Annotated in this window: 14 protein-coding genes; 5 read left to right on the top strand and 9 right to left on the bottom strand. The window is 73.2% G+C overall.

The features are described from left to right. Positions 1-26 precede the first annotated feature (26 nt). Genes OG943_RS17180 through OG943_RS17200 form a run of 5 tightly spaced genes read right to left on the bottom strand, consistent with a single transcriptional unit; the run spans position 27 to position 12,640 of the window. A complete protein-coding gene (locus tag OG943_RS17180; RefSeq protein WP_328610781.1) occupies positions 27-1,226 on the bottom strand; it encodes a glycosyltransferase in 1,200 nt (399 codons plus the stop codon). Next, positions 1,223-1,999, bottom strand: a complete 777-nt coding sequence (locus OG943_RS17185; RefSeq protein WP_328610782.1) for an alpha/beta fold hydrolase — start codon at positions 1,997-1,999, stop codon at positions 1,223-1,225. The genes OG943_RS17180 and OG943_RS17185 overlap by 4 nt, the downstream gene beginning before the upstream one ends. Beyond that, positions 1,987-2,304 carry a phosphopantetheine-binding protein gene (locus OG943_RS17190; RefSeq protein ID WP_328610783.1) on the bottom strand — a complete coding sequence of 106 codons (318 nt, stop codon included), beginning with the start codon at positions 2,302-2,304 and terminating at the stop codon, positions 1,987-1,989. The genes OG943_RS17185 and OG943_RS17190 overlap by 13 nt, the downstream gene beginning before the upstream one ends. Continuing rightward, complete coding sequence (locus OG943_RS17195; protein ID WP_328610784.1) at positions 2,301-6,254, bottom strand: beta-ketoacyl synthase N-terminal-like domain-containing protein; 3,954 nt, start codon at positions 6,252-6,254, stop codon at positions 2,301-2,303. The genes OG943_RS17190 and OG943_RS17195 overlap by 4 nt, the downstream gene beginning before the upstream one ends. Further along, positions 6,248-12,640 (bottom strand): SDR family NAD(P)-dependent oxidoreductase, encoded by a 6,393-nt coding sequence (locus OG943_RS17200; RefSeq protein ID WP_328610785.1) that lies wholly within the window; start codon positions 12,638-12,640, stop codon positions 6,248-6,250. The genes OG943_RS17195 and OG943_RS17200 overlap by 7 nt, the downstream gene beginning before the upstream one ends. A gap of 251 nt (positions 12,641-12,891) precedes the next feature. Here OG943_RS17200 and OG943_RS17205 point away from each other — a divergent pair, with 251 nt between their 5' ends. Both OG943_RS17205 and OG943_RS17210 read left to right on the top strand, forming a co-directional pair. Continuing rightward, positions 12,892-13,680, top strand: coding sequence for an SDR family oxidoreductase (locus OG943_RS17205; protein WP_328610786.1), 789 nt, complete (start codon positions 12,892-12,894; stop codon positions 13,678-13,680). Between the two features lie 3 nt (positions 13,681-13,683). Next, the gene (locus tag OG943_RS17210; protein ID WP_328610787.1) at positions 13,684-14,643 is read left to right on the top strand and encodes an aldo/keto reductase; all 960 of its coding nucleotides are present in this window, start codon (positions 13,684-13,686) and stop codon (positions 14,641-14,643) included. A gap of 9 nt (positions 14,644-14,652) precedes the next feature. Here OG943_RS17210 and OG943_RS17215 read toward each other — a convergent pair whose 3' ends face one another. From OG943_RS17215 to OG943_RS17225, 3 genes are read right to left on the bottom strand one after another with little or no spacing between them, the layout of a single operon-like run. Next, on the bottom strand, positions 14,653-15,417 hold the full coding sequence (locus OG943_RS17215) for an ABC transporter ATP-binding protein (protein WP_328610788.1): 765 nt from the start codon (positions 15,415-15,417) through the stop codon (positions 14,653-14,655). Positions 15,418-15,429: 12 nt separating this feature from the next. Further along, complete coding sequence (locus tag OG943_RS17220) at positions 15,430-16,485, bottom strand: FecCD family ABC transporter permease (protein WP_328610789.1); 1,056 nt, start codon at positions 16,483-16,485, stop codon at positions 15,430-15,432. Continuing rightward, positions 16,482-17,291, bottom strand: a complete 810-nt coding sequence (locus OG943_RS17225; protein ID WP_328612085.1) for an ABC transporter substrate-binding protein — start codon at positions 17,289-17,291, stop codon at positions 16,482-16,484. Before OG943_RS17225 ends, OG943_RS17220 begins: the two co-directional genes overlap by 4 nt. A 400-nt stretch (positions 17,292-17,691) precedes the next feature. Here OG943_RS17225 and asnB point away from each other — a divergent pair, with 400 nt between their 5' ends. From asnB to OG943_RS17240, 3 genes are read left to right on the top strand one after another with little or no spacing between them, the layout of a single operon-like run. Continuing rightward, positions 17,692-19,491, top strand: a complete 1,800-nt coding sequence (asnB, locus tag OG943_RS17230) for an asparagine synthase (glutamine-hydrolyzing) (protein WP_328610790.1) — start codon at positions 17,692-17,694, stop codon at positions 19,489-19,491. Between the two features lie 20 nt (positions 19,492-19,511). Continuing rightward, the gene (locus tag OG943_RS17235; RefSeq protein ID WP_328610791.1) at positions 19,512-20,729 is read left to right on the top strand and encodes a cytochrome P450 family protein; all 1,218 of its coding nucleotides are present in this window, start codon (positions 19,512-19,514) and stop codon (positions 20,727-20,729) included. Between the two features lie 18 nt (positions 20,730-20,747). Then, the gene (locus OG943_RS17240) at positions 20,748-21,701 is read left to right on the top strand and encodes an isocyanide synthase family protein (protein ID WP_328610792.1); all 954 of its coding nucleotides are present in this window, start codon (positions 20,748-20,750) and stop codon (positions 21,699-21,701) included. A gap of 5 nt (positions 21,702-21,706) precedes the next feature. Here the strand turns inward: OG943_RS17240 and OG943_RS17245 are convergent, their stop codons facing one another. After that, a complete protein-coding gene (locus tag OG943_RS17245) occupies positions 21,707-23,956 on the bottom strand; it encodes a heavy metal translocating P-type ATPase (protein WP_328610793.1) in 2,250 nt (749 codons plus the stop codon). Position 23,957: the final 1 nt, after the last annotated feature.

The following is a 23,957-nucleotide window of genomic DNA, read 5'->3' on the forward strand; positions in this document are numbered from 1 at the left end:
GGCGGTTAAGGAGGCCTTCACGGACTTCAGGGAGCGGCGAGAGCCTCAAGATGGTCGGCGGCCAGCTCGGCGCCCCCGGCCGTGCGGAAGGACTCGGCGATTCCCCGCGCCGCGGCGCGGTATCGCGGACGGCCGAGCACCGCCGTCACCGCCGCCATGATGTCCGTGGCCCCGGCCCGGTCGAACCGGAGCCGGAGCCCCGCCCCCGCGGCCACCACCTGGTCGGCCAGGATCGACTGGTCGTCGCGGATCGGGGCGACGACCAGGGGCAGCCCGGCCGCCAGCGTTTCGCACACGGTGTTGTGGCCGCCGTGGCAGACCACCGCGGCCGCCTTCCCCAGTACCGCGGTCTGCGGAATCCGTTCCAGTGCAAGGATTCCTTCGGCTCCGATGGCACCACTCGGATCCACCACCAGCCCTTGGACCGCGGGCAGTGCCGACAGCGCCTCCGCGCTTTCGAGCAGGAACCGTCGCCCCGCCGGCGCGTTCGCCGTGCCGAGGGTCACCACCACCAGCGGGCGCCCGTCCAGCTGTTCCCAGGGGAACGGCAACTCCGGCGCCGTGGCCGGGACCGGGCCGACGTAACGCACGGCCGTGCCCGCCTTCGCCGCCGGCTGTCCCGCCAGCGCCCGTGTCGTGAACGCCAGCACCAACTGCGGCGAGAACCGCAGGTCCCCGATCTCGACGCCGTGGCGTTTACGCAGACGTGTCTGCAGCCCGTCGGCCCAGCTCCCGATCTTCGGCATCACCGCGAGTGGGTCGCCGAGTTCGGCCGAGGTGGACGCCGAAGTCGCCCACGGCAGCCCGGCCCGGGCCGCCACCAGCGCACCCGCGAACGCCTGCTGGTCCGCCACCACCACGTCCGGACCGAACTCCGAGACGGCGGCGGCGACCCCCGGCACCATGGCGTCGGCCAGCGGCACCAGGTACTCCTCCCACAGGTGCTTGAGAGCCGCGAACCCACGCAACCCGGCCGGCCTCCGCTCCACCGCGAACGGCGCCGAATCCCCCGCCGACAGCACCGGCAGCACTGGCAGCGGCGGCAGCACCGGCGCGCCGGCCGCCACCGGCACCCCGGTCAACGCCGGCACCCCGGTCAACGCCGACAACTCCGGCTCCGGCCCGCACCACGCCACCGTGTGCCCTCGACCCACCAACGCGGCAGCGACCCCGCGCAGCGGCGCGACGTGCCCGGCGAGCGGGGGCACGACCAGCAGGAACCTCATGCCGCGTGCCGGGCGATCCAGGTCAGCACCAGCTCCCGGACCGCGCGGTGCCGCTCCACGAGCACGGAGTGCCCCTGCCCCTCGAACACGTGCAGCTCCCCTCGGGGCAGCACCGACGTGAGCGCCTCCAGGTCGTCGGCCTGGTAGCCGTGGCTGCCGAGGATCGAGAGCACCGGGCACTCGATCGCGGCCACCTGTTCCGCGGTCAGCAACGGGCCGAGCGGCACCTCCTCGGCCATGGTGGTCGCCATCATCCGCTCGGCCGCCATCCGCGCGAGCCGCCGGTGGTGGGCGCCGAAGTTCGCCTCGATCCAGGCGAAGCTCTCCTCCCGCCGCAGGAAGTCCACTGTGTACCCGAGGATGCTGCCCATCTTCTCCGCCCAGCCCTCGGTGGCGGGCTCCGACTCGATGCACACGATGCTGCGCACGAGCTCCGGGTTCGCCGCGGCGAAGCTGTAGGCCAGCGTGCCGCCGAAGCTGTTGCCCACCAGGTGCACCGGCCGCTCGATCCGCAGCTCGCTCAGCAGGCCGCCGAGGTCGGCCACGAAGTCGGACAGCCGGTAGCCGGTCGCCGGGCGCTCGGTCCGGCCGTGCCCGCGCAGGTCGTAGCTGATCACGTCGATGCCCGCGGCCGCGATCGGCGGCGCCAGGGTCAGGTGGAAGCTCGCCAGGCTGTCGGTGCCCATCCCGTGCAGGAACACCACGGTCTCGGTGCCGCCCGCGGTGAGCAGCTGCACGTTGGTGCGCAGCCCGTTGACCGTCATCGTGGGCACGGACCACCACTCCGCTGCGCGACGAACCGGGCCAGGTCGCCCACGGTCAGGCCGATCACCTCGTCGAGTTCCTTCTCCGCCAGGTATTCGGCGAGGTTCACCTCCGGCCCGAAGTGCTCCGCGAGGATGCCGGCGAAGGTGACCAGGTCGATGCTCTCCAGGCCGAGGTCCTCGTGGAAGGTCGTCTCCGGGGTGATGGCGAAGCCGAGGACCCGTGGGTCGCCGGCCAGCTCGCCGAGCAGCCCGGCGACCACCTCGAAAACCGCGGGGGCGACGAAACCGGCGGGTGCGCGGTCGATGGTCATGACGTGCTCCTGTCCTTGACGTGCCAGGCCACGACGTGGCCTGGAATGGCTGCGCCGGGGCCGTCCCGGCGCAGGGTGATCGACGGGCTGCCCTCGGCGCGTTCGAGGGCGAGCGCGGCCGCGACGTTCCCGTCCCGGGCGAGGGCGACCTCCAGTTCGGGCAGCAGACGGCCGTGCCGGCCCGAGACCGAGCCGTCGTCGTGCACGTGGATCTCGGCCGGGAACAGCGGTTCGTCCAGCCGGGAGCGCACCGCGTCCTTGACCGCGATCCGCTCCAGCAGCCACGCCCCGCGGCGGCGCGATTCACACGCCGCGAACGCCACGCGCTCCTCGGCGTCGAGGTACATGCCGGCGTAGATGTCGCGGGCCGCCACCGTCGGCCAGCGGTCGGCCACCCAGACCCAGCCCTCGTCGTGCCGCTGCGACAACAGGTTCCGCTCGGGGAAGGCGTGCACCTGGTGCGCGGGACGGTCACACGGGAACCGCACGTCGGCCCACTTCCCGATCCGGGCCAGGACGCGGCCGTCCCGCACCAGCTCGGCGTCCATCTCCACCAGGTCGGCGTCGACGCGCCGGATCCGCACCAGGCAGCCGACCCTGACCCCGGGCCCGGGTTCCGGGCCGTACCAGGTGATCCGGCCGATCGAACGCGGGAACGCCAGCAGGCCGTCCGCCTGCCCGGCCATCAGCCAGCAGCCGAGCAGCTGCCCCACGTTGTCGAGCAGGCCGCCGGGCGCCGGCGGCACCACCAGCTCGCCGCGGATGTGCCGCTCCCCCAGCGCGTCGATCCGGGCCAGTCCCTGATACGCCGGGCCGTGGAACATCTCCCGCAGCCGGTAGATCTCGGCGGCGGGCAGCGGTGGCGGTTCCTCGGGCCCGGGCGGCGCGGCCGGTGCGGGCGCGGCGGGGAAGCTCGTGCCCAGCAGGACGCTCGCGCGAGCGTATGGTCCGATGTGGACGGTCACCAGGTCGCCCGTGCGGCTGGTGGTGACCGGGACCCGCTGGGCCGGCTCGGCGATCAGCCACCGGGAGAAGACGGCGTCACGCACCTCGATCGCCCGGCGGCCCGGGACGGCCCGTTCGGCCGTGCGGCAGGCCAGCTCGACCAGCGCCGTCGCGGGCACGACCGGGCGGAAGTCGGACTCGTCGGGCCAGCCGTCCCGCTGGCGGAAGAACCGGTGGTCACGCAGGTGGGGCATGGCCGCGAGCGAAACGTCCACTGTGGATTTCAAGGGGCCGGCCGCAGCGGCGATCACCTCCGCCGCGGTCTGCCGGGTCTCCTCCAGCAACGCGGTGAACTCGCCCGCGATCACGGCCGGGACCCCGGCGGGCAGCTGCGGCTCGGTTTTTCCCGCCCGGTCGAGCACACCGCGCGCGGCGTCCCCGAGCCGTAACAGGCCGGGGCCCGTGTTCAGCCGGATCCGCCGGGGCTCCAGCGCGGCGAAGTCGGGCTCGGCGCCCTCGGCCCACAGGGCGGTCGCGACCCGCCGCAGCTGGTCGAGCCCGGGCCGGGTCGTCGACGCGGCGGCGGCGACCAGGTGCGGCCGCTCCCCCAGCGTGTCGGTGACGAAGGAGCTGAGCTGCCCCGCCCCGACCTGGACGAAGGCGCGGAAACCCGCTTCGTACAGCCGTTCCGTCAGCTGGCGGAACCGGACCCGTTCGAGCAGGTGGGCCAGGTACAGCTCGCGCACCCCGTCCGGGTCGGCCGGGTAGGTCCGCGCCGTCGTGGCCGACCAGACCGGGATCTCCGGCGCTTCCAGCCGGAGGTCGCGCACGAGCCGGGTGAACGGTTCCAGGTGCGCCAGCAGGAACGGCGAGTGGAACCCGGACCGGAAGGACAGCACCCGGGTGACGATCCCGTCGGCCCGGCAGGACTCGGCGAACCTGGCCACGGTGCGCGGCGGCCCGCACACGACCGTCTGCCGGGTGGCGTTCTCGTGGGAGATCACCAGTTCCGCCGGGAGCAGGTCGGCGACGCGCCCGGCGGAGCAGCCGAGCACGAGGTAGTCCACCTCCGGCAGCTCGAACCCGTCCGGCCAGTAGCGGCTCAGCAGCTCGCCGAGCGGCGCGCCGGTGTACATCCCGGCGTCCTGCATCGCGGTCCACTCGCCGACGCTGTGCCCGGCCAGCGCGTCGGGCCGGATCGCGATCCGGCGCAGCGCGGCGCCCAGCACCAGGCCGGTCTCGGTCACGCTGGTCGCCCGGTCGAGCACCGTCCCGTCCGACCACCGGGGCCGGTCCAGCCCGAAGCGGCGCGCCACGTCGTCGCAGCGTGGTTCGGCGGCGTCTTCGAGCCCCGGGTAGAGGAACACCGTGCGGCCGGCCGGAAGCAGCGGGTCCACACTGCACCAGATGTCACCGATGCCGTGCCACGGCTTTCCGGTCCGCCCGGCCTCGGCCACCACCCGCCGGGCCATCGCCAGCTTCCGCTCGCTGGGCCCGGCGATGCCGATCCGGCAGCGTCCGGTGCCCGGCTCGTCCCCCGCGCGGTCGAGCCGGGCCAGCAGCCCGGCCGGTGAGTCCGCGGCCAGCCGCAGCACCCGTTCCGGCTCGTCGACCCGGGCCCGGCGCCGGGCGGCCTGGTCGGCGCCGGCCAGGACGACGTGGGCGTTGACCCCGCCGAAGCCGAACGCGTTGACCGCCGCCACTCGAGGCAGTCCCACCCACGGCCGGGCCTCGGCCAGCACCTCGAAGCGGGTGTCTTCCAGCAACGGGTGCGGCTCGTCGCAGTTCAGGGTGGGCGGCAGGACTCCGTGGTACAGCGCCAAAGCCGCCTTGACGAGCCCCGCGGCCCCGGCCGTCGGCATGGTGTGCCCGATCATGGACTTGACCGAGCCGAGCACCGCCCGCGGCCCGTCGGCCGGGCCGAACATCTCGGCCAGCGTCGTCAGCTCCACCGCGTCCCCGGCCGGCGTGCCCGTGCCGTGGGCCTCCAGCAAGCCGATCTCCGACGGGTCCGCGCCGCGCCAGGCCTGCCGCAGCGCCCGGACCTGGCCCGCGGTCGCGGGGCTGAGCAGCCCGGCGACCCGGCCGTCGCTCGACGTGCCGCTGCCGCGGACGACCGCGTACACCCGGTCCCCGTCGCGGCGGGCGTCCTCGAGCCGTTTCAGCACCACGATCGCGGTGCCCTCCCCGATCAGCATCCCGTCGGCATGCCGGGAGAACGGGCTGATCCGCTGGCTCGGCGACAACGCGCCGAGCTGGGTGAACAGCGACCACAGCGTGTCGTCGTGGGTGTGGTGGACGCCGCCGGCGAGCACCACGTCGCAGCGGTCGCGCACCAGCTCGCCGATCGCGTGGTCCACCGCCACCAGCGACGAAGCGCACGCCGCGTCCACGGTGTAAGCCGGGCCGCCGAGGTCCAGCCGGTTCGCCACCCGGGAGGCGGCCAGGTTGGGCACCAGCCCCGCCGCGGCCTCGGGCCGGAACTTCCCGAGTGGTTCGAGCAGGGCGGCCCGCACCTGCTCCATCAGCTCCGGGCCGGCCGAGGGGGCCAGGCCCGCGAGCACGCCGGTGATCTCGCGGACGGTGCGCACCCGCTGGTCGAACGCGCGCAGGCCGGGCGAAAGGTACCCGCCCCGCCCGAGCACGACGCCGACCCGCGCCCGGTCCCCGAGCCGTCCCGGCCCGCCGAGGTCGTCGATCGCGGCGGCGGCCACGGCGAGCGCGGCGATCTGGTCGGGCTCGGTGTTCGGCACGGCCGCGGGCAGCACGCCGAGTTCCGCGGGGTCGAACTCCAGGCTGTCGGTGACGAAGCCGCCCCGCAGACCGTGGGTCCGGTCGGGCGCGGCCCCGTCGCGGCCGTGGAAACCGGGGTCACGGCGGTCGGCCGGGATCTCGGTGATCGCGTCGGCGCCCGTCTCGACGTTGCGCCAGAACTGGTCGATCGTGGCGGCACCGGGCAGCAGCACCCCCATGCCGACGATCGCGACGCCCGGCGGATTCACCACAGCGATGCCGTGTAGAGAACCGCGCCGGCGGTGCCGTACGCGAGTTCGCGCAGCAGCGCGGCGGTCGCCTGCGCGGGGTCCAGCAGCTGGATCTCCCGCTCCTGGTAGTGCCGCGCCAGCTCCGGCGTCACCATCCCGGGGTGGTCGCCGACCGGTGCCCACGGTCCCCAGTGGACGGTCACGGCCCGCCCGGGCCACCGGCCGGCCATGGCCTCGAGGGCGTCGTTCGCCGCCGCGTAGTCCGTCTGCCCGCGGTTGCCGAGGACGGCGGAGATGCTGCCGAAGAAGACGACGAAGCCCGGCTTCGCACCGGTCCCGGCCAGCGCGTCGAACACGGCCTTCGCGCCGTCCACTTTGGTCTCGAAGACTTTTCGGAAGGAGGTTATGTCCTTGTCCTGCATGAGTTTGTCGTCGAGGATCCCGGCGGCGTGGACCACCCCGTCGAGCCGCCCGTGCCGGCTCAGCACGTCGCCGACCACGGCCCGTACCGCCTCCGGGTCGCGGGCGTCGATGGCCCGGTAACCCGGTTGGCCCCCGGCGGCGCGGATCGCGTCCACGGTCCGGCTGATCTCCTGCTGGGCGGTCGCGGTCCGGATCCGGCGCTCGATTTCCCGGACCGGGACGCCTTGGCCGGCCAGGATTGAGCGCAGGGCGGTGGGGTCTGTGGGTTCGGCGGGACCGGTGGGTTCGGCGGGCCATGGCGTGCGCCCCACCAGCTCGACCCGGCATCCCGAAGCGGCCAGGGCGACCGCGGTGTGCGCGGCGATCCCGCGTGCGCCGCCGACCATGAGCACCACCGACTCCGGTCCGAGGCCGAGCGCGGCCAGCTCGCCGCCGTCCGGTCCGGCCCCGGAGTAGGCCACCGGGCCGAGTTCTTCGGCACGGGGCACGAAGGTGTAGCGGCCTTCCCGCTCGTGTGCCACCACTGGCGGGCCGGCGCTGAGGGCTTCGTCGAGCAGTGCCTTGGGCACGTCCTGGGTCACCTCGACCAGCCGGGTCACCCCGGCCCGTTCGAGCGCGGCCGCCCGGACGAGCCCGCGCAGCCCGGCGGCCGCCGTCGTCCCGGGCGCCGCGGCGATCAGCACCGTGCCGGAACTGGCCTTGAGCACCTCGAACACCTCGGGGGCGATCGGCTGGTCCGAGTCCTGGAGCGCGGACAGGGAGACGGTCAGTTCTGCCTCGCTGGTATCCGCTTTCCGGCCGGGGCCGTCGGCGGCCACCTCGCCGCCGGCCTCGGTGAACAGTGTCCGGACTGCCTCGGCGAGTTCCTCCTGACCGGGCTCGTACCGCACGGCCACGGTCTTGCCCCGTACCCCGTCGGTGCCGGGCTCAAGCGGAGTCGGCGTCCGCCCGATCAGGTACCGCACCGGGGCGGCGCCGGCGGGAGCGAGCAGCTCCTCCAGGTGCGAGGCGAGTGCCTGGGCCGTCCGGTCACGGCTGAGCCGGTCGGTCCGGTCGTCGGCGGGAAGGCCGAGCGAGGACAGCAGGGTGCCGGCGATTTCCGTACGTTTGATCGAGTCGATGGACAGGTCAGCCTCGAGGTCGAGGTCCGCGGTGATCATCTCCTGCGGGTAGCCGGTGCGGTCGCTGATCACGCCGAGCACGGTGGACAGCACGTCCCGCGGTTCCGGCGGGGTCGCTGACGCGGATTCCCCTTCGCTGGAAGGAATCTGCCGGTCCGGGGCGACCGTGCCGATGGCGGTGGGGTTACCGGGGACAGCGGAGTCAGAGAGGTTGGCCGGGTTGGCGGGTGCGATGGTGCTGGCGGGTGCGAGCGGGTTGGCGGGTGCGAGGGGGTTGGCGGGAATCATGACGTTGGCGGGGACTGTGACATGGGCGGTGGCGGTGGCACCGAGGTACCCGAGCATCACCTCACGCTGAGCCGCGACCAGTTCGCGGGTGGTGCGCAGGAAGTCCACGATCGCGCCGGCCCGGCCGTCGACCGGCTGGCCCCACTGGGCCGGCTGGGCGGCTTGGGGCAGTTGGGCCGATTGAGCTGACAGGACCGGCTGGGCCGGGTGAGTCAGATGGGCCGACTGGACCGGCTGGCCTGACAGGACCGGCTGGGCCGGGTGAGCTGGCAGAACAGGCTGGGCCAGCTGGGCCGACTGAGCAAACTGGGCCGGTTGAGCTGGCTGAGCCCACTGGACCGGTTGGGTTGATTGGGCGGGCAGGCCGGGCTGGGCCGCCGGAGCGGTCCGGATCCGCCGGGCCGGCTGCAGGGCCGGTTCGGCGCTGCCGGGGGCACGGACCGAGCGCCCGTCCACGGCCCAGGCGGTGGCCGACGGCACCGGTCGTTCGCGGCCTTCGGTGAGTGGGCTGCTGTCGACCGCTACGCCGGCCTCGGCCAGCCGGGCCACCGCGGTCAGGAAACCGCGCAGGTCAGGTCCGCACGCGACGGCGGTGTGCGGGCGGTCGCCCAGGATCTCCGCGGTCAGGCGGGTCAGGACCCGGCCGGGGCCGACTTCCACGAAAGTGCGCGCGCCGGCCGCGTACATGTCCTCGATCTGCTCGGCGAACCGCACCGGTGCCGCGAGCTGCGCGGCCAGCTCGGCGCGGACGTCACCGTCATAGGGCCGCGCGGTGCGATTCGCCCACACCGGCAGCCGCGGGTCCGAAATGGACTCCGCCGCCAGCCGGACGGCGAACTGCTCGCTCGCCGCGGCGACGAGCGGGCTGTGGAACGCGCAGGCCACCGGCAGTCGCTTGGCCGCGATGCCATGTTCGCGCAACCGTCGCACCGTGCCGTCGACCGCGGTCACTGGGCCGGACAGCACCACTTGCTTTGGGCCGTTGTTGTTGGCCACCACCACGTCCGGGCCGAGCAGGTCCGGGGTGAGCGCGGCGAGCGGGGCCGCCACGGCGGCCATCCCGCCCGGCTCAGCGGATTCGGCCGCCTCGGCCATCAGCTGGCCGCGGGCCCGGCTCAAGCGGAGCAGAGCGTCGAAGTCGAACGCACCGGCGGCCGACAACGCGACCAGCTCCCCATAACTGTGCCCGGCCAGGAGATCCGGGCGGACACCCAGCCGGCCGAGCAACGTCGCGACGGCGATCTCGACCAGCCCGAGCGCCGGCTGCGCGAAACGGGTGTCCATCAGCTCGTCTTCCTGGCCCTGCAAGGCTTCCCGGTCGAACGCGCGGGGCGGGAAGGCCACCGCCGCCACGTCCGGGGCCAGCCGCAGCCCCTCGGCCAGCTCGGGGAAGTGGACGAACAGCTCACCGAGCATGCCGGGGCGCTGACTGCCCTGGCCGGGGAAGAGGAACGCCACCTTGCCGGGGTCGGCCCCCGCACTCGAGCTCGAGCCAGCCGCGCGCAAACCCTGTCCAACGCCCACAAGCCCACCCGACCCAATCCCCGCGCGCCTGCCCGGGCCAACGTCCGCGCTCCGGATCGCCGCAACCAGCTCTTCCGCCTCGCCGGCCCAGTCGCGGACGCCGTGGCCGCGGTCCGGCGCGACCGGGCCCGCGGCGAGCACCGCGTGGTAGTTCGTGCCGCCGAAGCCGAACGCGCTCACCCCGGCGAGCCGGGCGGGCGACGGCCACGGGCGGGCCGCGGTGGTGAAGGAGAACGGGCTGGTGGCCGGGTCCCATTCGGCGTTCGGGCGGTCCAGGTGCAGCGTCGGCGGGACCACCTCGTGCCACAGCGCGAGCGTCGCCTTGATCAGCCCCGCCATTCCCGCGGCGCACTTCGTGTGCCCGATCTGGCTCTTGACCGAACCGAGCGCACACGCGCCGGGCTCGGCTCCGGCCTCCGTGAAAAAGCCGGTCAGCGTCCGCAGCTCGGTCGCGTCGCCGACCACGGTGCCGGTGCCGTGCGCCTCCACCAGACCCACGTCGGCGGGCGAAACCCGGGCGTCGTGGTAGGCGCGGGAGAGGGCTCGTTGCTGACCTTCCGGCCGGGGCGCGGTGAGCCCGAGCGCCCGGCCGTCGCTCGCGGCGCCCACGCCCTTCACCACGGCGTAGACCCGGTCGCCGTCCCGCTGCGCGTCGGACAGTCGCTTCAACACCAGGCACGCCACGCCCTCGCCGAGCGCGATGCCGTCGGCCGCCGCGTCGAACGGGCGGCAGCGGCCGGTCGGCGAGAGCGCGCCGGCCGAGGTGAACATCAGGTAGTCGTGGACGCCGTTGTGGAGGTCGACCGCGCCGCACAGCACCAGCGAGCTGGTTCCCGCCCGCAGGTCCTTCACGGCCAGGTCGAGCGCGGCGAGCGAAGAGCCACAGGCGGCGTCCACGGTGTAGTTCGCGCCTCCGAGGTCGAGGCGGTTGGCGATCCGGCCGGAGATCACGTTCGCGAGCGTGCCCGGGAAAGTGTCCTCGGTCGGCGACGGCAACTGGGCCAGCAGCTCGGCCGGCACCTCGTCGAAGTACCCCTCCAGCAGCGAACGCACGGTACCCGCGTTGGACAGGTCGCCACCGGCCTCCGCGCCGAACACGACACTGGTGTGCTCACGGTCGAACGGGCGGTCGGCGTACCCGGCATCAGCCAGCGCGCGGGCGGCGATCTCGAGGGACACCAGCTGCGCGGGATCGATGCTGCTCATCGCCTTCGGCGGGATGCCGAACCGCAGCGGGTCGACCATTATTTCCGGCAGGAAGCCGCCCCACTTCGAGGTCGACTGTCCGAAGTAGACCTCCGGATCCCACCGTTCGGACCGGACCTCGGTGACGGAGTCCGTCCCCCGCAGCACGTTCGACCAGAACGCGGCCAGGTCCGGGGCCGCGGGGAACGCACCGGCCATGCCGATGATCGCCACATCACGGCCCGAGTCCGAGTCCGCGGCTGCAGCCACCTCCGCACGACCCGAGCCTGCGACGCCGTCCGCCTCGGAACGCGCGAATCCCGTCGCCTCCTCGGTAACCGACCGGTGCAACGCGGCGATCGTCGTCCGCTCAGTCCGCAAGACCGCCACCTGCCCCGCCATGAAGAGCCCTTCCTCCAGCTGACGCTCCGCGTCAACTTCACTCAGCTCCGAGCCGTCACGCACGATCCCCTTGCTGGCGATCCGCAGCCGTCCGGTGTTCAGCTCCTCCAGCCGTGACCACGCTTCCTGCGGCGGGATATCGCGCAGGCCGGCCTTCACCGACTCGAACTCCGCGGTGTAAGGGCTCGGCAGGCAGCGCGTCACGTGCCCGGGCGCGGTCTCCAGCGTCACCGTGCGCGAAGCGGCCAGCGCCTGGTCCTGGAACAGGCTGGTGATCGCCCCGTGCTCAACCGCTTCCCCGGTGAACAGGTAAGCGGTCCCCATCAGCACCCCCACCCCGGATCCGGCCGCGGCGAGCGGCTGCGCCATCGCGGCGACCATCGCGGCCGAGCGCGCGTCATGCACGCCCCCGGCGAACAGCACCTCGACGTCACCGGCGTCGCCGAGCACCGCCAGCTGCCGTTCCCACAGCTCGAAGCTGGACGACGGCCCGACGTGGCCACCGCATTCCGCGCCCTCGAAGACAAACCGGCGGACTCCGGCGTCGAGGTACTGCCGGAGCAGGATCGGTGACGGCACGTGCAGGAACGTCGCGATGCCCTCGGCCTCGAGCGACTTCGCCTGCCCCGGTTTGCCGCCGGCCACGAGCACACACCGCGGCCGGGCCCGCCGTACCGCGTCGAGCTGCGCGGCCCGCAACTCGTCCGGGACGAACCCGAGCAGGCCGGCGCCCCAAGGACGATCGCCGAGCCGGGCGGCGGTGCGCGTCAGCAGTTCCGTCGTCCCGGCCCCGCTCGCCATGGCGACGGCGACAAACGGGAACCCGCCCTCCTCCGCGACCGCCGCGGCGAAACCGGGCTGGTCGCTCACCCTGGTCATCGGGCCCTGCACCACCGGCAACGCGCTGCCGAGCGTCCGGAGCAGCCGGGCCCCCTGGTCGAGCGGCCGGGCCTCGGGCAGCTCGGCGCCGACGATCCGCCGTACCCCATCTTCGGTCGCGGCCGCGAGGACCACTCCGGCCGCGCCACCGGCGAGCGCACCCGCCGCGGTCCGCGAGCCCGGCACCCAGCCCCACACCGGAACCTCGAACGTGCGCAGAAGCTGTTGCAGCAGAACGAAACTGCTGAACTCACCGGCCCGGGCCACGAGTCCCACCGCCCCGCCCGCCACGGCCTCGGCCGCGACCCGCGGGTCGTCGACCTCGGCCAGCACGGGCCGGTCGCCGCGCCACGGGGCCGAGGTGCGCACCACGAAGGCCGCCCCCGATCCGGGCGGCAGCTCGTCGTCCGTCCGCACCCCGTAGGGCACCTTCACCCGGGCCGCGACCACGCGCAACGCCGCGGGGTCGGCACCGTCGAGGATCCCGAGCCCACCTCCGCGCGCGACCGCGGCGACGGTGCCGGGGTCGCCGATACCGAGGCACCGGGCCCGGCGGGCGTGCGGCGGCGAAACCAGCACCTTCATCGACGACCTCCTGCATCTGGCGAACGGGTTTCCCAGGAATAACGCATCCACGGCGAAAAGCGCAATACCGCGGCACCGAATTGTCTATTCAGTGTCCGGGACCGCCGGACGCCGAGCGCCAATGGTAGGGTCAGAAAGCCTTAAGCACCGCCAGAAGACCCACCTGACCAGCAGTTTTATCACGCTCATCGCAGTCACGGAAAAGGTTTTGATCACCAGCGTGACAATTCCTGGAAATAATGGAGGACATCGTGGAACTGACCGGACGGGTCATCGCCCTGACCGGTGCCGCGGACGGGATCGGGGCCGCCATGGCCCGCCGGTTCGCCGCCGAGGGAGCCGCCGGAGTCGTGGTGTCCGATGTCGACGCCGAAGGGGCGCGGCGGGTGGCGGCGGAGATCACCGCCCACGGGGGCCGGGCCGTCGCGGTCACCGCCGACGCGTCGTCCAAAAAGGACATCCGGATGATCGTCGACACGGCCAGGGCGGCGTTCGGGCCGCTGGACCTGTTCTGCGCGAACGCCGGAGTGGCCTTCGGCACCGGCGTCCACGCGGCCGAGACGCAGTGGGCCCGGTCGTGGGAGGTCAACGTGATGCAGCACGTCCACGCGGCGCAGGTGGTGCTCCCGGAGATGCTCGCGCGCGGTGACGGCTACCTGCTGTTCACCGCCTCCGGCGCCGGGCTGGTCGGCGCCCCCGGCGACGCGCCCTACACGGTCACCAAGCACGCCGTGATCGGGCTCGCCGAATGGCTCGCCACCACGTACCGGCCGCGCGGGGTCCGGGTCAGCGCCCTGTGCCCGCTCGGGGTCCGGACGGCGATGCTCGAACCCGGGATCGCCGCCCGGCACCCGACCGCGCTGGCCATCGCCGCGGCCGCCCCACTCCTCGAACCGGAGGAGGTCGCCGCCGCCGCGGCCCGGGGCATCGCGGCGGACGAGTTCCTGATCCTGCCGCACGAATCAGTACGCCACGACTTCGCCCGCAAGGCGGCCGCACCCGACGCGTGGATCGCGCGTTCGGCGAGCTGGGAAGGCTGAACCATGGAGTACCGCACGCTCGGCGCCAGCGGCCTCGCGGTGAGCGAGATCGCCTACGGCAACTGGCTGACCCACCAGGAGACCGGCTGCGTCGCGGCCGCGCTGGACGCCGGGGTCACGACCTTCCACACGGCGGCCGCGTGGGGTGGTGGCGCGGCCGAAGAGGCGTACGGCAAGGCGTTCTCCGGCCTCCGCCGCGACGACCTGGTGCTGTGCACCGGCGTGTTCTGGCCCGACGGCCCCGGGCCGAACGACGCCGGCCTGAGCCGCAAGCACCTGTACACGTCGCTGGCGTCGTCGCTGCGACGGCTGCGCACCGACCACGTCGACGTCTACCAGCTGATGCGTTTCGACCACCGCACGCCGCTGGCCGAAACGTTCCTCGCCCTGTCCGATCTCGTGCGGCAGGGCAAGATCCGCTACGTCGGGACGGCGGAGTGGACCGCCACCCAGCTCCTGGACGCGCACGCCGAGGCCGAGCGCTTCAATGTTCCGCTCATCTCGAACCAGCCCCACTACTCGATGCTGTGGCGGGTGGCCGATTCCCAGGTCATCCCCACCTGCGACCGGATCGGGATCGGGCAGTTCGCCTCGATCCCGCTCGCGCAGGGAGTCCTCACCGGCAAGTACCACGGCGCCACCGTCCCGCCCGGCTCCCGCGCGGAGGGCCTGGCCCCGGTCCGGCCCGTCCTGCTGCCGGACCTGCTCGAACGCGTCGGCCTGCTCCGCGGCGTCGCGGACGACGCGGGGATCACCATGGCCCAGCTCGCGCTGGGCTGGGCGCTGCAGAACCCGAGTGTCTCCGCGGTGGTCACCGGCGCCCGGACGCCGGACCAGATCAGGGAAAACGCGAAGGCGAGCGGCACCGTGCTCGACCTCGACACGCTCACCCGCGTCGACGAACTGCTCGGCAGCTTCATCCAGAGCGACCCGCGGCTGGTCTGGTCGCCGCCCTCACCGTGAACGCCGGTTTCACAGCCCGCGCAGCAACACCCGGAGACGGCCGTCCACCGGGTCGGGAACCAGGCTCCCGTCCACGGCGAACACCTCACGGAAGACCTGGCGTGTCAGCACTTCCGCCGGCGGGCCCGCGGCGGCGATCCGGCCGTTTTTGAGCGCGACGATCGTCGTCGCGTACTGGGCGGCGAGGTCGAGGGTGTGCAGGGCGGCGACCACTGTGACCCCGAGCGAGGCCACCAGGCTGAGCGCGGAGATCTGGTGCTGCGGGTCGAGGTGGTTCGTCGGCTCGTCCAGGACCAGCAGCTCGGGTTGCTGCGCGAGCGCCCGCGCCAGCAGCACGCGCTGGCGTTCCCCGCCCGACAGAGTCGACAGTGGACGGACGGCCAGCTCCTCGCAACCCGTGCGGCGCAAAGCGGCGGTGACGATCTCCTCGTCCTGCGCGCTGAGGCGGTCGAACCCGCCGAGGTGCGGGTAACGGCCGAGCCGGACCGCCTCGCGCGCGGTGAAGTCGTGACCGCCGTCCTGGTCCTGGCCGAGCACGCCGACCCGGCGGGCGATCGCCCGGTGCTTCGCCGTCCACACGTCGGCGCCGTCGAGCACCACCCGGCCCGCGGCGGGCGCGAGCGCGCGGTAGACGGTTTTGAGCACAGTGGACTTGCCACTGCCGTTGGGGCCCACGACGGCGACGAACTCACCCGGGGCGATCGTCAGGGTGACGTCCCGGACCGCGGGCAGCTCGGTATAGCCGGCGGTGACCCCTTCGAAGACCAGCTTCACGACACGCCCCCTTCACGCCAGGCCGACAGCGCCGCGCCGCAGGATGACCAGGAACAGCGGCACCCCGACGGCCGCGGTGAGGATGCCGATCGGCAGCTCGGTCGGGGCGAGCACCAGCCGCGCGGCGGTGTCGGACCAGACCACCAGCAACGCGCCCAGCAGCACGCAGACCGGCAGGGCCCGGCGGTGGTCGGCGCCGACGAGCAGCCGGGTCAGGTTCGGCACGATCAGCCCGACGAAACCGATGCTGCCGGACACCGCCACCACCGTGCCGGTCAGCAGCGCGACGATGACCAGCAGGACGGCGCGGGCCCGCCCGGCGTCGAGGCCGAGGGCCGCCGCGCCGTCGTCGCCGAGGACCAGCAGGTTCAGCCGTCCCGCCCGGAGTGCCGCCGCGACGGTGAGGACCAGCACGACCGCCGAGCAGGTCAGCGCGAGCGGCCACTGCGCGCCGGCCAGGCTGCCGAGGATCCAGAACAGGATCCGCTGCTGCGCGCCGACGTCCTGCGTGCGCAGCAACAGGAACGAGATCACCCCGGCCAGCAGCTGCCCGGTCGCGACGCCGGTCATCACCATCCGGCCGGGCTGGATCCGGCCGTGCACCCGGGAGAAGCCGAACACCAGCAACGCGGTGGCGACCGCGCCGCCGAACGCGGCCAGCGGCAGCGTCAGCAGCCCGGCCACCCCCGCGCCCGCGGTAGTGAGCACGAGGACCGCCCCGGCACCGGCCCCGGAGGTGAGGCCGAGGATGTACGGCTCCCCCAGCGGGTTGCGCACCATCGCCTGGGTCAGCAGCCCCGCGACCGACAGCCCGACGCCGACGAAGATCCCTTGCAGGACACGGGGAGCACGCAGGTTCCACACGATGAAGTCGTCCGGTCCGGCCTCGGCGCGGCCGGTGAGGTGACCGGCCACAATGGACGTCACCTGGCCCGGGGCGATGGACACCGGCCCGAGGCCGATCGCGACCAGCGCCGAAACGACCAGTACCGCGGTGAGCCCGGCCATGAGCAGGCCGAGAGGAATGCGCCCGAGCAGACCGCCGGCGCGCTCCCGGACACCACTCACGCCGCGGGTTTCCGCAGCGCCGCGGCGATCATGGCGACGGCGTCGCCGTTGAGCACGCTGGGCGAGAGCAGGATGCTCTGCGGGACCACGGCAAACCGGCCTTCTTTCACCGCCGTGGTGCCGGCGAGCACCGGGCTGCTGCGAATCGACGCGAGCAGTTCCTCGTCGCTGCCCGGCGAAAACCCCGACACGACCACGATCGCCTGCGGATCCCGGGTGACGACCTCCTCCGCGCTGAGACTGGCGAAGTCCTGCCCCGAATCCTGCGCGATGTTGCGGCCGCCGGCCAGGGTGATGATGCCGTTGGCGAGCCCAGTCCCGCCCTGCGCCGTCACCGGCTGCCCTGCCGCAGGAGGCGTGGACAGGGCCAGCGTCCGCACCGGCGTCGCGTTCCCGGGCTTGCCGAGCGACGATGTCAGCTGAGTGACCAGCTCGTCCCCGCGCTGCTCGACGCCGAAGACCTTCGCGACCTGATGGATGAAGGTGGTCGTCGCGGACAGATCCTGCACCGGCCCCGCACCGCTTTTGCAGGCTACTAAGGACTGTGCGCCGGCCTTCGCGAGCTGCTCGACCGTCGGCGTGCCGTCGAACCCGCCGAAACTGTAGCCGGAGATACCGACGACCAGATCCGGTTTCGCGGCGATCACCGCCTCGGCGTTGCCCTGTCCCTGGTCGAGCACCGGGATCGCCGACAGCTTCGCCCGCTCGTTCCCGCCGAAGGCCTTGAAGAAGTCCGGGGCGGCGGTGCCGACGATCCGGTCGGACACCCCCAGCCGTTCCAGGATCGCCGCCGCGCCACCGTCCATGGTGACCACGCGCTTCGGCGGTGTGGCCGGCTGCGGCGGAGCCGGGCAGGGCGGCGGCGCCGGGTGCCCACCAGCTTTTGCCGAAGCCGAACTCGATGCCGAATCCGACGCTGCGGCCGGCTGCCCCGGATCGGCGGACCCGCACCCGGAAAGTCCACACAGGACGCACAGGGCCACGATCAGCCAGGGCAGCGTTCTCACCGGGTTTCTCCTCCAGGTCACGGATCCGTTCACCAGCAGAAGTCGTTGGCCGGGGCGGCCCGGTTCCCCGGAATCGCCGAAGTGTCCCGTGACTCACGTCACCGTGGTCCTCCTGGAACCCACCCGATCGAGTGGACGACTCCTTCTCACGGGCTCGACGACGCACCAAGCCCGCCCGCTGACGAAAGGCCGACCACCGATGTGCGGAATCACCGGCTGGGTGTCCTACCACCACGACGCCCGGGAACACGCGGCCACGCTCGAAGCCATGACGGCCACCTTGGCCGCCCGCGGGCCCGACGCGTCGGGCACCTGGCTCGGCCGTTCGGCGGCGCTGGGCCACCGCCGGCTCGCGGTGCTCGACCTCGACGGCGGCGCCCAGCCGATGGCCGCCGGCGACGAGGTCGTGCTCAGCTACAGCGGCGAGGTGTACAACCACCATGAGCTGCGCCGTGAACTCCGCCGCCGCGGCCACGAGTTCCGCACTCGCAGCGACACCGAGGTCGTCCTGCGCGCCTACCAGGAATGGGGCGCCGGTCTCGCGTCCCGGCTGGAGGGCATGTTCGCCTTCGCCGTCTGGGATGGGCCGAACGAGCGCCTCGTGCTGGTCCGCGACCGGCTCGGCGTGAAACCCCTGTACTGGGCGGAAATCCCCGGCGGTATCGCGTTCGCCTCCGAGCCCAAGGCCCTCTTCGCCCACCCCGCGCTGACCGCGAGGGTCGACGCCGACGGCCTGCGCGAGGCCTACAGCCTGTTGTTCTCCACCGGCCCCACGCTCTGGCAGGGCGTGCGGGAGGTCCAGCCCGGCGGGATCGTCACCCACGACCGCGGCGGCCACACCGAGACCGTTTACTGGCGGCTGGAAGCGCATCCACACGACGACGACCGCGAAGCCACGATCGAACGGGTGCGCGACCTGGTCGGTCAGGCCGCGCTGAGCCAGCGGGAAGCCGACGTTCCGTTGTGCAGCCTGCTTTCCGGCGGCCTCGACTCCAGCGTCGTCACCGCCCTGATCTCACGCTCGATGGGCCCGGAGAGGCTCCGCTCCTACGCCGTGGACTACAGCGACCAGGCGGAACAGTTCACCGGCGACGTCCTGCGCACCGGCCACGACACGCCGTACGCCATCGAGGCCGGCGCGTTCATCGGCACCGAGCACCACACCGTCGTCCTCGACCCGCTGGCCCTGCTCGATCCCGGGAACCGGGCCGCGGTGGTGGCGGCGCGGGACTCCCCCATCGGCGTCGGCGACATGGACACCTCGCTCTACCTGCTCTTCGGCGAGATCCGGCAGCACTCCACCGTGGCGCTCTCCGGGGAGGCCGCAGACGAGGTCTTCGGCGGCTATCCCTGGTTCCACAGCCCGAAAGCGCTGGCCGCTCAGACTTTCCCGTGGCTGCTGGTGACCGGCGACGAGGCCGCGGTGCCGCTGCACCCCGACGTCGCCAAAACGCTGGACATCACCACGTTCCGCGAAGACACCTACCGCGGCGCCCTCGCCGCAGTCCCGCACCTCGACGGCGAAACACCCGTCGAGCATCGGCAACGCGAGCTGCAGCACCTCTCCCTGACCCGCTGGCTGCGGCAGCTGCTGCACCGCAAGGACCGGCTCAGCATGGCCCAGGGGCTCGAGGTCCGGGTGCCCTACTGCGACCACCGCCTGGTCGAGTACGCCTTCAGCGCGCCATGGGCGTTCCAGAGCTTCGACGGCCGTGAGAAGAGCCTGCTGCGCGCGGCCGGCACGGGTCTCGTCCCGGAATCCGTGCTCACCCGGCCGAAAAACCACTACCCGGCCACCCATCACCCCGGTTACACCCGCGGCCTGCAGGCCCTCGCCGCCGAGGCGCTCGGCGACGGGCAGGTTCGGTCGCTGGTCGACGAAACCCGCCTCAAACCGCTCCTGGCCGGCCCGCTGGAGTGGGGCCAGCGGCTGCGCCTCGAACGCGTCGTCGACCTCGCCCTCTGGCTGGACCACCACCACCCCGCGATCACGCTGTGAACCCCGGCGAAGGAACTGCCATGCCCGAAGAACCCGTCGCCCTCTACGGCGCGGAGTACAAACGCGACCCGTACCCGCTGTACGAGCGGATGCGGGCCGAGCGCCCGGTCCACCGCGTCGAATTCCCCAGCGGGGTCAATGCCTGGCTGGTCACCGGTTACGACGCCGCGCACGCGACGCTGAACGACCGGCGCCTCGGGAAGAACCACGCGCTGGGCAACGACGGCTGGCGGGCGCTGGCGTCGATCATGCCCGAGCCCCAGCACTCCCAGCTGCAGGTGCACCTGTTGCACCAGGACCCGCCGAAGCACACCGTCATGCGGCGGCTCGTCCTCGACAGCTTCGCGCCGCGACGCGTCGAGGCACTGCGGCCGCGGTTCCAGGAGATCGCCGACGCCCTCATCGCCGAGTTTCCCCCTGGCGACCGGATCGACCTGGTCCCGCGCTTCGCCGCGAAGTTCCCGTTCCTGGTGCTGGCCGAGGTGATCGGACTGCCGCCCGAGCTGGCCCGGGAATTCCGGCGGGACTGGGGCAAGGTCGTCGCCCCGGTCGGTCCCCAGGACCCCGGACGGCCGGAGTACGAGGCACTGCTGCACGGGCTGCAGGCCTACATCGCCGAAGTGGTTGCGGCCAAACGGGAATCCGGCGGCGACGACCTGCTGGCCACCCTGGTCACCGCGCAGGCCGAAGGGGCGCTGAGCACCGAAGAACTCGACTCGATGATCTTCCAGCTCCTGGTCGCCGGGCAGGACCCGGTCACCAACCAGCTCACCACGGCACTGGTCGCGCTGCTGCGCCGGCCCGGCCACCTCGACCGGCTCCGGGCCGAGCCCGCCCTGCTGCCCCAGGCGGTCGAAGAACTCCTCCGCCACGACAGCGCGTTCGAACTCACCACCTGGCGGTTCCTCGCCGAGGACGCCGAACTGCACGGCCGCCGCATCCCGGCCGGCGACTCGATCATCGTCTCCCTCTGCGCCGCCAACCGCGATCCCCGGCAGTTCGCGAACGCCGACGGGCTCGACTTCGACCGCGCCCCGAACCCGCACCTCGCCTTCGGCCACGGCGTCCACTTCTGCCCCGGCGCCGCCCTCGCCCGCGCCGAGCTGCAGATCGCCCTCGGCACCCTGCTGGCCCGGCTGCCCGGGCTCCGGCTCGCCGTCGACGAGGCCGAGCTGAGCTGGATCCCCGCCGTGCTCGGCCGGGGCGTCACCAGCCTGCCCGTCACCACCACCCGCTGACCACCCCCGGAGCCGATCTTGCTCAGCACCACCCGGTCCGCGGAACGGATCGCCGAAGACGTCCTGCGCCTCCTGCTGCCCCATCGCCGCGGGCCGCGCACCGACGACACCGCAGTGTCGTTCGACACCACAGCGTTCGACACCACAGCGTTCGCCCCGCAGCTCGGCCAGCTCGGCGGGTTCATCCGCGCCGGCCTGCCGATCCTGTTCACCCTGCCCGGATTCCCTTGCAAGTCACCGAATCCGGCGAAAGTCCTCGGCGTCCTGCCCGACGAAGGCGAACGGCTTTCCCTGCGGTTCCTCAACGCGCTCTGCGCCCAGGTCCAGCAGCTCCACCCGCCGGGCGCACGGCTGCTGATCTGCTCCGACGGCCACGTCTTCGGCGACCTGATCGACGTCCCGGACGACCACATCGACGCCTACGCCGCCGAGATCCGCGCGATCATCCACCGTGAACGGCTGGGGAACCTCACCACATTCGATCTCAGAGACGTGTTCGGTGAGCTGTCCTGCGCCGAAAAGCGCCGCCGCGTCGACGAGCTGTACGCGCCCACGCTCGCGGACCTCCGCGCCCAGGTCCGCGGCGACGAGCACACGCTGCGGCTCTACCGCGGCGTCACCAGGTTCCTGTTCGAGGACAGCGCCGGTTTCGAGGGCAGCCGGTCGGCGCGGCAACGGTCCTGCCGCGTCCGTGCCTACGGTGTCCTGCGGCGCAGCACCGCCTGGGGCCGGCTGATCGCCGAACACCACCCGGGCTCGGTCCGGCTGTCCATCCACCCGCAGCCCGCCGGCTCGGCCAAGTTCGGCATCCGGCTGCTCGACACGCCCGACCTGTGGACCACGCCGTGGCACTCGTGTGTGCTCCGGCACCGCGACGGGACCGCCGAGCTGCTCCCCCGGGCCCGCGCGGAGCAGCTCGGCACCGTGGTGCGGCGGGACGGGCGCGCGGACCACGTCGCCGCCCTCGGCTGAATCCGTCAGTCCTGCACCTCCCCGGCGCTGCCGAACGACCGCAGCCGCAAACTGTTGGACACCACCAGAACCGAGGACAGGGACATCGCCGCCCCGGCGATCAGCGGGTTGAGCAAACCGAGCGCGGCCAGGGGCAGCGCGGCCACGTTGTAGCCGAACGCCCAGGCCAGGTTCCCCCGGATGATCCGCATCGTGCCGGTGGCGAGCCGGATGGCGTCGGGGACGACCCGAAGGTCCTCGCGGACCAGGACCAGGTCGGCCGAACGCAGCGCGATGTCGCTGCCGTGCGCCATCGCCATGCCGAGGTCGGCGGTGGCCAGCGCCGGTCCGTCGTTGACGCCGTCACCGACCATCGCCACGCGGGCGCCCGCCGCCCGCATCGCCTCCACCTCGCGGGCTTTCTCCGCGGGCAGGACGCCGGCCCGGACCTCGTCCACGCCGATCTCGGCGCCGACCGCGCGGGCCGCGACCTCGTGGTCACCGGTCAGCAGCACGGTCCGCAGGCCCAGTTCCCGCAACGCGGTCACCGCCGCACGGGCGGACGGCTTCACCACGTCGCGGACCACAACCACCCCGGCTACCTCCCCATCAACGGCCACGAGCACGGGGACGGCGCCCTCGGCGTGCGCGGCGTCGACCTGGGTGGTCGCCTCGGCGGGCAGCTCGATCGCGCGCTCGCCGAACAGCCGCGCGCTGCCGACGACGACCTCGTGCCCGTCCACCTCGCCTTGTGCCCCAAGACCCGGCAACGCCTGGAACGCCGTCACTTCCGGCAGTTCGGCCACCTCGGCCCGCGCTCCGGCCACCACCGCGGCGGCGATCGCGTGCTCGGAACCGGCTTCGACGGCCCCCGCGAACCACAGCACCTCCCCGGCGGTCCGGGCGGCGACCGGGTGGCAGCCGGTGACGGTCATCCGGCCGGTGGTCACGGTGCCGGTCTTGTCCAGCACCACGGTGTCCACCCGGCGGCTCGCCTCCAGCGCGTCCGGCCCCTTGATCAGGATGCCCAGCTGCGCGCCCCGGCCGACGCCGGCCATCAGCGCGGTCGGCGTGGCCAGGCCCAGCGCGCACGGGCAGGCGATGATCAGCACCGACACCGCGGCCGTGAACGCGTCCCGCAGCGGATGCCCGGTCAGCAGCCAGCCGGCCAGGGTCAGCGCCGACAGCACGAGCACCACCGGCACGAACACCGCGCAGATCCGGTCGACCAGCCGTTGCACCGAGGCCTTGCGGGCCTGGGCGCGTTCGGCCAACGCGGTCATCTGCGCGAGCTGGGTGTGCGCGCCGACCGCCGTCGCGCGTACGACGAGCCGTCCGTCACGGTTCACCGACGCGCCGATCACCCGGTCGCCCACGCCCGTCTCGGCCGGCACCGGTTCTCCGGTGACCGCTGAGACATCCACGGTGGACTGTCCACTCTCGACGATTCCGTCGGCGGCGATGGCCTCGCCCGGCTTCACCACGAACAGGTCCCCGACCGCCAGCTCGCCGACCGGAACCAGGTGCTCGGCCCCGTCCCGCAGCACCCGGACCTCCTTCGCGGCCAGCGCGTCGAGCGCCGCGAGCAGGCCCGCCGCGCCCCGTCGTGACCGGCTCTCGAAGTACCGGCCCGCCAGGAGGAACGTCGTCACGCCGGCGGCGACGTCGAGGTAAACCGCGTCCGCACCCGGCGCGGTCGGCCCGAACCCGACCCAGTAGCCCGGTTCGTGGCCGCCGAACAGCGTGGCCCAGGCCGACCAGGCGAACGAGGCCAGCACCCCCAGCGACACCAGAGTGTCCATACTGGACGAACGGTGCCGCAGGTTGCGCAGCGCGGCGCGGTGGAACGGCAGCGCCGCCCAGAACACCACCGGCACGGCGAGCGCGAGGCAGAGCAGCTGCCAGCCGGGGAACCGCAGCGACGGCACCAGCGCCAGCGTGATCGACAGGTCTCCGAGCGGGACCGCCAGCACCGCGGCCACGATCAGCCGCCGGCGCAGGTCGCGCACCCAGACCGTGGTGAGGTCTTCGTCGTCCTCACCGCGGAGCCGGGCGCCGTAGCCGGCCTTGCGGACGCGTTCGAGCAGCACGTCGTCACCGAGCTCGGCCGGGGCCTGGACGGTGGCGCGCTCGGTCGCGTAGTTGACCGAGGCGCGGACGCCGTCGAGCTTGTTCAGGGTGCGCTCGACCCGGGCGGAACAGGCCGCGCAGGTCATCCCCGACACGGCCAGCTCGATCGTACGGACGTCCCGGTGGGCCGGGGGTGCGGTGGTCATG

Source organism: Amycolatopsis sp. NBC_00345 (assembly GCF_036116635.1).
Taxonomy (GTDB): Bacteria; Actinomycetota; Actinomycetes; order Mycobacteriales; family Pseudonocardiaceae; genus Amycolatopsis.

Coding starts and splice junctions, on each gene's coding strand:
- OG943_RS17180 (WP_328610781.1), bottom strand. CDS start 1,226: ATGAGGTTCCTGCTGGTCGTGCCCCCGCTCGCCGGGCACGTCGCGCCG.
- OG943_RS17200 (WP_328610785.1), bottom strand. CDS start 12,640: ATGAAGGTGCTGGTTTCGCCGCCGCACGCCCGCCGGGCCCGGTGCCTC.
- OG943_RS17210 (WP_328610787.1), top strand. CDS start 13,684: ATGGAGTACCGCACGCTCGGCGCCAGCGGCCTCGCGGTGAGCGAGATC.
- OG943_RS17235 (WP_328610791.1), top strand. CDS start 19,512: ATGCCCGAAGAACCCGTCGCCCTCTACGGCGCGGAGTACAAACGCGAC.
- OG943_RS17190 (WP_328610783.1), bottom strand. CDS start 2,304: ATGACCATCGACCGCGCACCCGCCGGTTTCGTCGCCCCCGCGGTTTTC.
- OG943_RS17225 (WP_328612085.1), bottom strand. CDS start 17,291: ATGGACGGTGGCGCGGCGGCGATCCTGGAACGGCTGGGGGTGTCCGAC.
- asnB (WP_328610790.1), top strand. CDS start 17,692: ATGTGCGGAATCACCGGCTGGGTGTCCTACCACCACGACGCCCGGGAA.
- OG943_RS17245 (WP_328610793.1), bottom strand. CDS start 23,956: ATGACCACCGCACCCCCGGCCCACCGGGACGTCCGTACGATCGAGCTG.